The 12,700-nt window shown below is 44.3% G+C and carries 14 protein-coding genes; 9 read left to right on the top strand and 5 right to left on the bottom strand.

The window, feature by feature from the left end; translation table 11 throughout:
- The first annotated feature begins 266 nt into the window (after nucleotides 1-266).
- From NX845_RS23165 to yacG, 7 genes are all read left to right on the top strand, one after another.
- Entirely contained in the window at nucleotides 267-689 is a 423-nt protein-coding gene (locus NX845_RS23165) for a prepilin-type N-terminal cleavage/methylation domain-containing protein (RefSeq protein ID WP_065682540.1), read from the top strand.
- Nucleotides 689-2,374 carry a type IV-A pilus assembly ATPase PilB gene (gene pilB, locus NX845_RS23160; RefSeq protein ID WP_260257203.1) on the top strand — a complete coding sequence of 562 codons (1,686 nt, stop codon included), beginning with the start codon at nucleotides 689-691 and terminating at the stop codon, nucleotides 2,372-2,374. The genes NX845_RS23165 and pilB overlap by 1 nt, the downstream gene beginning before the upstream one ends.
- Before the next feature lie 14 nt (nucleotides 2,375-2,388).
- Entirely contained in the window at nucleotides 2,389-3,618 is a 1,230-nt protein-coding gene (locus NX845_RS23155; protein WP_004735441.1) for a type II secretion system F family protein, read from the top strand.
- Between the two features lie 67 nt (nucleotides 3,619-3,685).
- Nucleotides 3,686-4,555, top strand: coding sequence for an A24 family peptidase (locus tag NX845_RS23150; RefSeq protein WP_260257202.1), 870 nt, complete (start codon nucleotides 3,686-3,688; stop codon nucleotides 4,553-4,555).
- Between the two features lie 2 nt (nucleotides 4,556-4,557).
- Nucleotides 4,558-5,172, top strand: a complete 615-nt coding sequence (gene coaE / locus NX845_RS23145; protein WP_102568770.1) for a dephospho-CoA kinase — start codon at nucleotides 4,558-4,560, stop codon at nucleotides 5,170-5,172.
- 26 nt (nucleotides 5,173-5,198) lie between these two features.
- Nucleotides 5,199-5,939, top strand: coding sequence for a cell division protein ZapD (gene zapD / locus NX845_RS23140; RefSeq protein WP_017087400.1), 741 nt, complete (start codon nucleotides 5,199-5,201; stop codon nucleotides 5,937-5,939).
- Between the two features lie 81 nt (nucleotides 5,940-6,020).
- Nucleotides 6,021-6,218, top strand: coding sequence for a DNA gyrase inhibitor YacG (yacG, locus tag NX845_RS23135; RefSeq protein WP_004735515.1), 198 nt, complete (start codon nucleotides 6,021-6,023; stop codon nucleotides 6,216-6,218).
- A gap of 305 nt (nucleotides 6,219-6,523) precedes the next feature.
- Here yacG and rplS read toward each other — a convergent pair whose 3' ends face one another.
- The 5 genes from rplS to ffh form a co-directional block, all read right to left on the bottom strand.
- Nucleotides 6,524-6,877, bottom strand: a complete 354-nt coding sequence (gene rplS / locus NX845_RS23130) for a 50S ribosomal protein L19 (protein WP_004735514.1) — start codon at nucleotides 6,875-6,877, stop codon at nucleotides 6,524-6,526.
- 59 nt (nucleotides 6,878-6,936) lie between these two features.
- Nucleotides 6,937-7,677 (bottom strand): tRNA (guanosine(37)-N1)-methyltransferase TrmD, encoded by a 741-nt coding sequence (gene trmD, locus NX845_RS23125; protein ID WP_004735512.1) that lies wholly within the window; start codon nucleotides 7,675-7,677, stop codon nucleotides 6,937-6,939.
- Nucleotides 7,678-7,703: 26 nt separating this feature from the next.
- Nucleotides 7,704-8,258: a ribosome maturation factor RimM gene (gene rimM / locus NX845_RS23120; protein WP_004735510.1), complete on the bottom strand. Its 555-nt coding sequence runs from the start codon at nucleotides 8,256-8,258 to the stop codon at nucleotides 7,704-7,706.
- Between the two features lie 24 nt (nucleotides 8,259-8,282).
- Complete coding sequence (rpsP, locus tag NX845_RS23115; protein WP_004735508.1) at nucleotides 8,283-8,531, bottom strand: 30S ribosomal protein S16; 249 nt, start codon at nucleotides 8,529-8,531, stop codon at nucleotides 8,283-8,285.
- 212 nt (nucleotides 8,532-8,743) lie between these two features.
- Complete coding sequence (gene ffh / locus NX845_RS23110; RefSeq protein ID WP_004735506.1) at nucleotides 8,744-10,138, bottom strand: signal recognition particle protein; 1,395 nt, start codon at nucleotides 10,136-10,138, stop codon at nucleotides 8,744-8,746.
- A gap of 200 nt (nucleotides 10,139-10,338) precedes the next feature.
- Here ffh and NX845_RS23105 point away from each other — a divergent pair, with 200 nt between their 5' ends.
- Nucleotides 10,339-11,133, top strand: coding sequence for an inner membrane protein YpjD (locus tag NX845_RS23105; RefSeq protein ID WP_017079954.1), 795 nt, complete (start codon nucleotides 10,339-10,341; stop codon nucleotides 11,131-11,133).
- A 127-nt stretch (nucleotides 11,134-11,260) separates the two neighbouring features.
- Nucleotides 11,261-12,532, top strand: a complete 1,272-nt coding sequence (locus NX845_RS23100; protein WP_054541869.1) for an HlyC/CorC family transporter — start codon at nucleotides 11,261-11,263, stop codon at nucleotides 12,530-12,532.
- Nucleotides 12,533-12,700: the final 168 nt, after the last annotated feature.

The following is a 12,700-nucleotide window of genomic DNA, read 5'->3' as shown; positions in this document are numbered from 1 at the left end:
AAATAAGATGCATGAAAAAAGCCAGCAACTTGCGTTACTGGCTTACTAAAATCGTCAACGTATTTTAGGACGAGACAAACTATCAGTATTTCAATCACTTATTTAAGTTGGTCGCATAATTTTGCGCGCCATATGAAACACCACACTAATAAACACGAAACCACTCGCGACCAAACCTGAACACCATTCCACTTCCCCATTCCGACTTCTATTCTTTCCATCAACCAGTGCTTGCGCTGAAACAAACTAAACAATGGAATAGAACAATGAATAACAAAAAGAGAAGAACAAGTCAGAAAGGCTTTACGTTAATTGAATTGATGATTGTAGTGGCGATTATTGGGGTTTTGTCTGCAGTGGCAATTCCAGCATATAAGAATTACGTCACCAAAGGAGAGATTTCATCAGGTCTAGCAACTATGAGAGCCTTAATTACACCCGCAGAATTAATACACCAAGAAAAAGGGAAGCTTGCTCAAGCAACAGATTTAGGTGACTTAGGTACAACTGGATCTGCAAATACACTAGGTGCCATTACTATCTCAGCTGATGACACTCTTTTATTTACTTTCGGAGGTAGTAGCTCTATTAATACCTCAACGTTAACCTTTAATAGAGGTACTACGGGTTGGGTTTGCAAAAATAGCCTTCATGCAACCGTACCAGTTGATGGTTGTATTGCCCCATAATGCTAACCAACCTATCCACAATCCTTCGTCAGGCTAACTTACTTAGCCTGAGTCAGGAAAAAGCCGTTGCGGAACATGCACAAGCTTCAGGTATTTCGACACCTGAAGCTTTGCTCGTTCTCGAGTTCTTCAGCGGCGATTCCTTAGCAAATAACATCAAAACCATCTTCGGCTTGCCGTTGGTACAACTTAGTAATACGGATTATGAATCCTTATGCGAACAACTAGGGCTTCGTGAGCTGATCACCAAGTATAGTGCTATCCCGATTTCAGTCTCTAGTTCCACTCTCACACTCGCCTCTGCTGACCCGACCGATTTACAAGCTGAAGATGACTTTCGATTCGCAACCGGATTACAGATTGAATTGGTTGTCGCTAATTACTCTGAATTAGAAGGCGCAATACGAAAACTGTATGGACGTTCTATTTCCGGACAAGATTCCAAGCGCAAAGAGATCACCCAAGATGAGCTCGCTAACCTTGTTGAGATATCTGATGACGAGATAACTTCGATTGAAGACCTCAGCCAAGATGACTCCCCTGTCAGTCGCTTTATCAATCAGATTCTAGTCGATGCAGCACGTAAAGGCGCATCGGATATCCACTTCGAACCTTATGAAGAAAACTACCGCGTACGTCTACGTTGCGATGGCATCCTTGTCGAAATTCAACAGCCCGCTTCTCACTTAAGTCGTCGTCTATCGGCGCGCTTGAAGATTCTCGCCAAACTTGATATCGCCGAACGCCGTTTGCCTCAAGATGGTCGTATCAAACTGCGCTTAAATGACGAACTGGCGATTGATATGCGTGTATCGACGCTGCCAACATTATGGGGAGAAAAGATCGTTCTTCGTCTTCTAGACAGCAGCGCTGCCAATCTCGATATCGATAAGCTAGGTTACAGCGAGGATCAAAAAGCACTCTACCTCAATGCCCTAAAACGCCCGCAAGGGATGATCTTAATGACCGGGCCAACCGGCAGTGGCAAAACCGTCTCTCTTTATACTGGCCTTCGAATTCTTAACACCACTGAACGCAACATCTCAACAGCCGAAGATCCTGTTGAAATTAACCTGTGTGGTATCAATCAGGTACAAGTGACGCCTAAGATCGGCTTTGGTTTCGCTGAAGCGTTGCGATCATTTTTACGACAAGATCCTGATGTGGTGATGGTCGGAGAGATCCGTGATTTGGAAACCGCCGAGATCGCGATCAAAGCCTCGCAAACAGGCCACTTAGTGCTTTCGACACTGCACACCAATTCTGCAGCAGAAACCGTGACTCGCCTCTCTCATATGGGGATAGAACCTTTTAACCTCGCTTCATCATTAAGCCTGATTATCGCCCAACGACTGGCAAGACGACTGTGCGACCACTGTAAAGCCGCTGATGACTCACCTGATATATTTCTACGCCACTCTATTCCCAATAGCCAAATCATCTACAAAGCCAGCTCACAAGGATGCAATGAGTGTAATCAGGGATACTCGGGGCGAGTCGGTATCTATGAAGTCATGCCGTTTAGCGACCAACTGAAAAATAGCCTGATAGACAAGCCGAACGCGTTAGCCATTGAAAACTTGGCACGTCGAGAAGGCATGAGAACTTTACAAGAGTCAGGGCTAGATAAACTGCTTGAAGGCACCACCAGCTATCAAGAGCTACAACGTGTTCTATACCTATAATTCACGGAGCGAAAATGAGTAGTAAAAGCAAACAATCACAACTAAAAAACTACCATTGGAAGGGAATCAATAGTTCTGGCAAGAAAGTGTCTGGGCAGAGCTTAGCGCTCACCGAATTAGAAGTGCGAGAGAAGCTCAAAGAGCAGCACATTCAGATTAAGAAGATCAAAAAGAAAAGCATCTCAGCAATCACTCGTTTAACCCATCGAGTCAAAGCCAAAGATATCACTATTTTGACTCGCCAACTGGCTACCATGTTGGCGACTGGTGTGCCCATAGTGCAAGCCATCAAGTTAGTGTCAGACAATCACCGCAAAGCAGAAATGAAATCGATTTTATCGCACATCTGCAAAGGTGTAGAAGCCGGCACGCCAATCTCAAAAGCGATGCGCACCGCAAGCCGCCACTTTGATGACCTCTATACCGACTTGGTCGCGACAGGCGAACTCTCCGGCAACCTTGCACAAGTATTTGAACGCTTGGCGACCTATCGAGAAAAGAGTGAGCAACTAAAATCCAAGGTTATAAAGGCGCTCATCTACCCAGCAATGGTTGTAGCGGTCGCCCTTACCGTTTCCTATTTAATGCTGACCATGGTCATTCCGGAATTTGAATCGATGTTTTCTGGTTTCGGAGCAGACTTACCTTGGTTCACCCAGCAAGTGCTTTATCTTTCCCATTGGATGCAGGCTTATAGTTTCTATAGTGCCATCGGTATTGGTTTATTAATTCTGTCTTTTCAGCAGCTGCGTCAGCGATCCTACTCGATTCGACTTTCAACCAGTCGCCTTGGCTTACGCTTTCCTATCTTGGGTGCTGTCATCACCAAGGCATCGATTGCAAAGTTCAGCCGAACACTTTCAACCAGTTTCAGTTCTGGGATTCCCATCTTAACCAGCCTTAAAACAACGGCTAAAACCGCAGGCAACCTGCATTATGAATCCGCCATCATCGAGGTTCACCGTGAAACTGCCGCAGGCATGCCGATGTACATTGCAATGCGCAATACCAATGCCTTCCCAGAGATGGTTTTGCAGATGGTGATGATTGGTGAAGAGTCCGGAAATCTTGATGATATGCTCAATAAAGTCGCTTCCATTTACGAGTTCGAAGTAGACAACACCGTCGATAACCTAGGTAAGATTCTAGAGCCACTGATCATCGTATTTTTAGGCACCGTAGTTGGCGGACTTGTTGTCGCGATGTACTTACCGATCTTTAATCTTATGAGTGTGTTAGGATAGTTAAAAGCAACTAAACACCCATGAGCAGCCAACCTCTGCTCACCTTGATTAAGTGGTAAAGGACACTATGGAAGTATTTCACTACTATCCTTGGCTATTCTCCGTATTAGCTTTCATTTTTAGCCTTCTTATCGGCAGCTTCCTCAACGTAGTCATACACCGTTTACCGATAATGATGGAACGAGAGTGGCAACAAGAGTGCTCGGAGTATTTCTCTCAATATAAAATTCCAGCACCAGAGGGAAAGTTCAATCTCAGTATCCCTCGTTCTACCTGCCCGAAATGTAAAACCCAATTAAGAATCATCGACAATATTCCAGTATTAAGTTGGTTGTTCTTAAAGGGCAAATGTCATAGCTGTGCTAACCCAATCAGCGCTCGTTACCCATTGGTCGAACTGCTTACGGCGATACTTTGTACCGTAATCGCGAGCCACTTTGGTTTCAGTTACTACGCCATTGCTTTGATTTTTTTCACGTTTGCATTGATTACCGCAACCTTTATCGATCTCGATACTATGCTGTTGCCTGATCAAATTACCTTACCTTTAGTTTGGTCTGGTATCGCATTAGCTCTGTTTAATATCAGCCCTGTATCGCTTCAAGATTCCGTGGTTGGTGCAATGGCAGGTTATCTAGCGCTATGGTCTGTTTACTGGTTATTCAAACTACTGACAGGCAAAGAAGGCATGGGTTACGGCGACTTCAAACTTCTGGCTGCGCTTGGCGCTTGGCTTGGTTGGCAACACCTCCCAATGATCATTCTTCTATCCTCACTTGTCGGCTTAGTTTTCGGATTGATTCAACTTCGCTTGAAACAACAAGGCATAGATAAAGCCTTTCCATTTGGACCTTACCTTGCGATTGCGGGTTGGGTGAGTTTGATGTGGGGTAACGACATCATGGGCTGGTATTTCACTTCTGTACTAGGAATTTAACCATGGCAATCATTATCGGATTAAGCGGTGGTATCGCCAGTGGAAAAACCACCGTTGCTAATCTCTTCAATGAACATTTTAATATTGATATTGTCGATGCTGATATCGTTGCACGCGAAGTCGTCGCAGTGGGCAGTGACGGCTTAAAGCAGATTACCGACCATTTTGGTGAGGCTATCTTACTTGAAGGTGGAGCACTCAACCGAAGTAAGCTGCGTGAGTTAATCTTCTCGGATCCCACAGAGAAACAATGGCTCAATGACCTGCTGCATCCCATGATCCGTAACAAAATTGACAGTGACCTGTCTAAAGTCACATCCCCTTATGGTTTATTAGTCGCACCGCTATTGGTTGAAAACCAAATGCAAAGCATGGCCGATCGCGTATTAATCGTTGATGTGCCAACAGAAGTGCAAATAGAGCGTACGATGAGTCGTGATAATGTTTCTAGGGAACAAGTTGCATCAATTTTGAAATCACAGGCTTCAAGAGAACAACGCTTAGCAGTTGCAGATGACGTGATTAAAAACCATACTAAAAACCAAGAACTTTTGCCTCAAATCACAGATTTACATCAAAAGTATCTGGCAATCAGTACTGTAGATGGGTCAGAATAGAATAATGTTGAATGAAGGTTTGCTCGATGATCACCCACAAATTTGAACATCCTCTAAATGAGAAAACACGCATCTACTTAAGAGTTGAATCACTCTTGAGGCAGCTGCACTTGTCTTCTACATTTTCCGATGCTCAACAGTATCAACTCTTCTTCCGTTCCATCTTTGATCTGATTGAAATCTTCGAACAGATCCAGCTCAAGAGTGAACTTGCAAAAGATATTGAGAAGCAGCGTGTAACCTACAAAAGCTGGTTAGATGTTGAAGGTGTCGATCAAGAGATGCTGACTTCACTACTCAACGATATTAGTAATATCTATCGTGAACTGATGCAGGCGGAGCGTTTTGGGCAGTCACTTAAAGAAGACCGATTCTTGAGTGCCATACGTCAACGCTTTAATTTACCAGGTGGCTCATGCTGCTTTGATTTACCCGCACTGCATTATTGGCTGCATCTTCCTCTTGATAAGAGAATGAGAGATGCCAAAGCTTGGATGGATAGCCTACAGCCTCTGTATGAAGCGCTAACACTATGGTTAAAGCTCACCAGAGAGACTGGTCACTTTAAAGAGCAAATTGCTCGCGCTGGCTTCTTCCAGAGCGATGCTGATGAAGCGAATATCCTTCGCCTTTCTATTCCAATGCAATACGGTGCTTACCCGATGATCTCCGGGCATAAAAACCGTTTTGCCGTTAAGTTCATGAGCTTTGAAACAGGACAAGCCTGTACTCAAGACATCGAATTTGAATTGGCTGTCTGCAGCTAATTAATTTCCTTTTATAGTTTGGCTTGAGCCTTCACTCGAGCCTAAACTCTTTCTTACAATACCCTCTAATTAAGAATCACTATGTCGAAAAAAATCACCATCGTTAAATGCCCTCAATGTAATGCCGACGTTGAATGGGGCGAACAAAGCCCACACCGCCCGTTTTGCAGTAAGCAATGTCAGATGATTGATTTCGGTGAATGGGCAGACGAAGAGAACAGCATTGCTGGCGCACCAGACATGTCAGATAGCGATGGTTGGTCGGAAGATCCACACTAAGCGAGTAGCGAGTAGCGAGTAGCGAGTAGCGAGTAGCGAGTAGCGAGTAGCGAGTAAATTTTGAAGGGTTGGCGTTTAACGTCAATCCTTTTTTATTGCCTATAGCATGGTACGAATAGAGATTCCCTACTCCTTCCTTCGTCAGTCTAGGGAATGACAGTTAAATGTGAGTTTCGTTTAAGTCCGTCATCCCCAAGAGCGAGGAACGAGCGAATTGAGGCTCTCTTACCTACTCAGCTCTAAATAGCAGACACAAAAAAGCGGAGCCAAATGGCTCCGCTTTTATCGATAGAATGCAAAAAGAATTACTTCTTAGTAAGCTTCTCTTTAATACGAGCTGACTTACCAGAACGCTCACGTAGGTAGTACAACTTGGCACGACGTACTGCACCACGGCGTTTAACTTCGATGCTATCAACCATTGGAGAGTGAGTTTGGAACGCACGCTCTACGCCTTCACCGTTCGAGATCTTACGAACTGTGAATGCAGAGTGTAGACCACGATTACGAATAGCGATTACAACGCCTTCGAAAGCCTGTAGACGCTCACGGTCACCTTCTTTTACCTTAACCTGAACTACAACAGTGTCACCTGGTGCGAATTTAGGAAGGTCTGATTTTAGTTGCTCTTCTTCAAGAGCCTTGATGATGTTGCTCATTTGTATAAATTCCTAGAATAAACTGATACTAAATTTAATAGGTTACTGCTTGCTTTTCGTTAAGAGCGTTGCTCTTTAATGAATTCAGCCAGTAATTGTTCCTGTTCGTCAGTCAGAGCTAGGTTTTCCAGGAGCTCTGGTCTTCTTAGCCAAGTTCGGCCCAACGATTGTTTTAATCGCCAGCGACGAATGTCCTTATGGTTTCCAGACTTGAGTACCGATGGCACATCTTTATCGTCTAGCACCTCAGGGCGCGTATAATGGGGACAATCTAGCAAACCATTTGCAAAAGAATCTTCTTCTGCTGAAGCGAAATCTCCAAGTACACCCGGAACAAACCGAGAGACTGAATCAATCAACGTCATGGCTGGCAGTTCGCCACCCGTCATCACAAAATCGCCAATCGACCATTCTTCGTCGACTTCAGATTGAATAATGCGCTCATCTACCCCTTCATAGCGACCACAAATAAGAAGCAAGTTCTCGTTTGTTGCCAACTCTTCAACACCTTTCTGGTCGAGTTTACGACCTTGAGGTGAAAGATAGATTACTTTCGTCTTTCCCGGTGCTGCTTGCTTGGCAGTTTGGATAGCATCGCGCAAAGGCTGAACCATCATTAACATGCCAGGACCACCACCGTAAGGTCTATCATCAACAGTGCGATGTTTATCATGAGTGAAATCGCGAGGATTCCATGTCTCAATAGATAAAAGACCTTTTTTAACCGCTTGACCTGTTACTCCAAAATCAGTAACAGAACGGAACATTTCAGGAAACAGGCTAATAATGCCAACCCACATGTGTTCTCTCGCTCTGTAATTTGGAGTTAGAATCCAGGATCCCAGTCAACTTCGATCCGGCGAGCTTCGCGATCAACTTTCTTGATCACTTGCTCTTCAAGGTACGGTACTAACCGTTCCTTTTGGCCAAAAGCATCTTTAAGATTTGCTTTAATTACTAGAACATCGTTCGAGCCAGTTTCTAATAGGTCAGTGACCTCACCAAGGTCGTAACCTTTAGTGGTAAAAACTTGCATACCGAACAATTCGCGCCAGTAGAATTCATCTTCTGACAATTCAGGTAACGAAGCAGGGTCAATAGCAATTTCAAAGTTAGTCATCAGTTGCGCGTCTTCACGAACATCTAATCCCGCTAGCTTACATACATAACCTTGGCCATGACGTTTCCAGCTCTCAACTTTGTACTCAACCCACTTACCCTTTTGGTTTAAATACCAAGGGCTGTAATCAAATATGCTTTCAGCATTGTCTGTGTAGGAGAACACTTTAAGCCAGCCACGAATACCATAGGTAGACCCAAGTTTACCCATGACAATTCTATTATTTTGCTCGCTCATCGTTTCTTTACCCTTCATCGACATAAGCTATTTCTCTTTAAAAAAGAATTAAGCCGCTTTTTGAGCGTCTTTAACTAGCTTAGCTACACGATCAGATAGAGATGCGCCTTGACCAACCCAGTGGTTAACACGATCTAGGTCTAGACGTAGACCTTCTTCTTGACCTTGAGCAGTAGGGTTAAAGAAACCTACTTTCTCGATGAAACGGCCAGTTACAGAGTTACGGCTATCCGCAACTACGATTTGATAAAATGGGCGCTTCTTTGCACCGTGACGTGCCAAACGAATGGTTACCATGTCGTCCTCTTTGCTTTCTTAATAAAATAATTAACCCCAAGTATAAGTAAATAGCTTGGGGTCTCGTGCCAAATTAAAGCCCCGGAATTTTACTCTTATTCCGGTGCAATGCAAGGGCTTTAGCTATTTTTTCACCAACATAGCAACCGGACACTTTCTGTGACACGGCTAACACTATGAAAAGTAACGTAGCTAAAGCTTACATTTGTAGATTATCGACCAAACGGGTTAAAACCACCACCCATTCCGCCCATACCTCCACCGCCGCCCATCATGCCCTGCATGTTGCGCATCATGCCTTTCATTCCACCTTTCTGCATTTTCTTCATCATCTTCTGCATTTGAGTGAACTGTTTAAGCATACGGTTTACATCTTGTACCTGCGTACCAGAACCTGCAGCAATACGCTTTTTGCGTGAGCCTTTGATTAGGTCTGGACGCTGACGTTCTTTCATTGTCATAGAGTTGATGATCGCTTCCATTTGCTTGAACATCTTGTCATCAACTTTATCTTTAACGTTGTCTGGTAGCTGAGACATACCTGGAAGCTTATCCATCATGCCCATCATGCCGCCCATGTTTTTCATCTGACCAAGCTGCTCACGGAAGTCTTCAAGGTCAAAGCCTTTCTTCTCTTTGAACTTCTTAGCCAGTTTCTCTGCTTTCTCGGTATCAACGTTTTTCTGTAGGTCTTCAATAAGAGACAGTACGTCGCCCATACCTAAGATACGAGAAGCAACACGATCTGGGTGGAATGGTTCTAGTGCGTCAGTCTTTTCACCAACACCTAAGAATTTAATCGGCTTGCCAGTGATATGACGAACAGACAGTGCAGCACCACCTCGCGCATCACCATCAACTTTCGTCAAGATAACACCGGTTAGTGGTAGCGTATCACCAAAAGCTTTTGCAGTGTTCGCAGCATCTTGACCAGTCATTGCATCAACAACGAACAAAGTCTCTACTGGTTTAATTGCAGTATGAAGCTCTTTGATCTCGCCCATCATCTCTTCATCGATAGCCAAACGACCAGCAGTATCGACAATTAGCACGTCGTAGAATTTCTTCTTCGCATGGTCGATTGCAGCGTTTGCAATATCAAGAGGCTTTTGATCAGCTGAAGATGGGAAGAAGTCGACGCCAACATCGCTTGCTAACGTTTCAAGCTGTTTGATTGCCGCTGGACGGTAAACGTCGGCAGACACAACTAAAACTTTCTTCTTGTCACGCTCAGTCAGGAGCTTAGATAGCTTACCTACCGATGTGGTTTTACCCGCACCTTGTAGACCTGCCATTAAAATAACGGCTGGCGGCTGTGCTGCTAGGTCAAGAGCCTCGTTAGACTCACCCATCACCGCTTCAAGCTCAGCTTGAACGATCTTAATGAATTCTTGACCAGGAGTTAGAGATTTAGAAACCTCAACACCCACAGCGCCTTCTTTTACGCGCTTAACAAAATCGCGGACAACTGGCAGTGCAACGTCGGCTTCAAGTAGCGCCATACGTACTTCACGCAGCGTCTCTTTTATATTGTCTTCGGTCAGACGACCTTTACCGCTGATGTTCTTCAGCGTTTTGGATAGACGATCCGTTAAATTATCAAACATAGTTTTCTCTTCGCTCAAAACTGCGACTATTACTGTGAGTATACATTAGCGCGGATTAGAGTCATACCCGTTGTAGAGCGTTAATCATCCACGCTTGTGATGTGAGACATTATTCACTTGGAATTGAATGAGGTTCACCATAGCCCCAAAGAGCGATGCGAGGTATAATTCGCCAATTAGTAATCATTTAAATGGATACCATGGACAGTCTTATTGCGATCGCAGCGGCCTTTCTTTATACAATGGCGATTTCCACGATCATTCCAGGTCTCGTGCACCAAACAGGAATCCGCGTAAAAACGGTGTTTATCAGCGCATTACTTGCTTTAGCTTTCCATGCTTGGTTGCTTGGCGATTTAATTTTTAATGCCAGTGGCCAAAACCTCAGTATCTTGAACGTTGCTTCATTGATCAGTTTAATCATCTCTTTGGTCATGAGCGGTGCGATGCTCAAAACCCGCTTGTGGTTCATCTTGCCGGTTGTTTATAGCTTCGCTGCTCTAAACCTAATGGCTGCCACTTTTCTTTCAAGCACGTTCATCAAACATCTAGAGAATGACCCAAAGCTGCTACTGCACATCTCTTTGGCTTTGTTCTCATACGCGACGTTGACTATCGGTGCGCTATACGCCCTACAACTTGCGTGGCTAGATCACAAACTTAAAAAGAAAAAAGCGTTAGTGATAAACCCTAACCTACCTCCTTTAATGATGGTGGAAAGACAGCTTTTCAAGATCATTCTGATCGGTAATGGCTTATTAACAGGTACTTTATTGACTGGCCTTATCTTCGTACAAGATATGTTTGCTCAAGGAAAAGCACACAAGGCTGTATTGTCTTTTATTGCTTGGGTTATCTACTCCATCCTTCTATGGGGTCACTATCAGAAAGGTTGGCGTGGACAAAAAGTCACTTGGTTCGCACTTGCCGGTGCCAGCATGCTCACATTAGCCTACTTCGGTAGCCGCTTCGTTCAGGAAATTATCCTGAATTAGTCTGTAATATGAAGGCAAGGTCTCACACACCTTGCCTTTAAAATATTGAGTCCGTTAGATTCAATTGACATCTCGACCATGTTCGGTCATAAATTAATCAAGATACACAAATAGGAAAAGAATAGTTTTGGACGACATATCAACGGGTATCTTATTTGCGCTACTCGCGTGTCTCATTGTAATTTCTGGTTATTTCTCTGGTTCCGAAACGGGCATGATGTCCTTGAACCGCTACCGTTTAAAGCACTTGGCCAATACGGGTCATAAAGGTGCCAAACGTGTAGAAAAACTTCTGAACCGCCCAGACAGATTGATCGGCCTCATTCTCATCGGCAACAATCTCGTCAACATTCTTGCGTCTGCGATCGCGACTATTCTTGGTATGCGCATCTACGGGGATATCGGCGTCGCAATTGCGACCGGTGTCCTGACTCTAGTGATCCTCGTGTTTGCCGAGGTAACCCCAAAAACCATCGCTTCTCTGTTTCCAGAGCGTGTCTCTTACGCCAGTAGTATCCTTTTGATAATACTGATGAAGGTACTGTCACCATTGGTGATATTGGTGAACTTCATTACCAACGGTTTTATTCGTATCTTAGGTGTCAAAGCCCGTCACGATGCGACCGACCACTTAAGCTCCGAAGAGCTGAGAACCGTGGTAAATGAAGCGGGAAGCCTGATACCTCAACGCCACCAAGATATGTTGGTGTCTATTTTAGATTTAGAACACGTGACCGTGAACGACATCATGGTGCCTCGAAATGAAATTACTGGCATCGACATCAATGATGACTGGAAATCTATCGTTCGCCAATTAACTCACTCCCCTCATGGGCGTATTGTGTTATATCGTGACCAGATAGATGAAGTGGTTGGCATGCTTAGGTTACGAGAAGCTTACCGCTTGATGCTTGAAAAGAACGAATTCAATAAAGAGACACTGCTGCGTGCAGCGGATGAGATCTACTTTATTCCTGAAGCGACGCCACTCAATATTCAACTACTTAAGTTTCAGCGCAATAAACAGCGCATCGGTTTGATTGTGGATGAGTATGGCGATATCAACGGCTTGGTTACCCTTGAAGATATTCTAGAAGAAATCGTTGGTGAGTTTACGACCTCAATTGCACCAAGCTTATCTGAAGAAATCACACCGCAAAGCGATGGCAGCTTCTTGATAGAAGGCAGCGCCAATATCCGTGACATAAACAAAGGCTTGCAGTGGACACTACCTACAAACGGCCCAAGAACACTTAATGGTTTAATACTGGAACACCTTGAAGACATTCCAGAAAGTCACCTGAGTGTTCAGGTTGCGAGTCATCCAATGGAAATTGTTGAACTCGAAGAGAACCGTATCAAGCTCGTTCGCGTGTTCCCGCAGATCGTTAACGGATAAAAGTGGTTTGCTGGACTGGGATAACTAAGTGAGTAATCACAAGCTCACATGCGACAACTGCCTAGCTCTAAAATATGTCTCGTCCTAAAATTGTCTCGTCCTAAAATACGTTGACGATTTTAGTAAGCCAGTAACGCAAGTTGCTGGCTTTTTTCATGCATCTTATTT

This window comes from Vibrio sp. NC2, from assembly GCF_025195005.1.
GTDB lineage: Bacteria > Pseudomonadota > Gammaproteobacteria > Enterobacterales > Vibrionaceae > Vibrio > Vibrio splendidus.
Note: the sequence above shows the minus strand (reverse complement) of the source record. Positions and strands in the feature narration are given on the sequence as shown.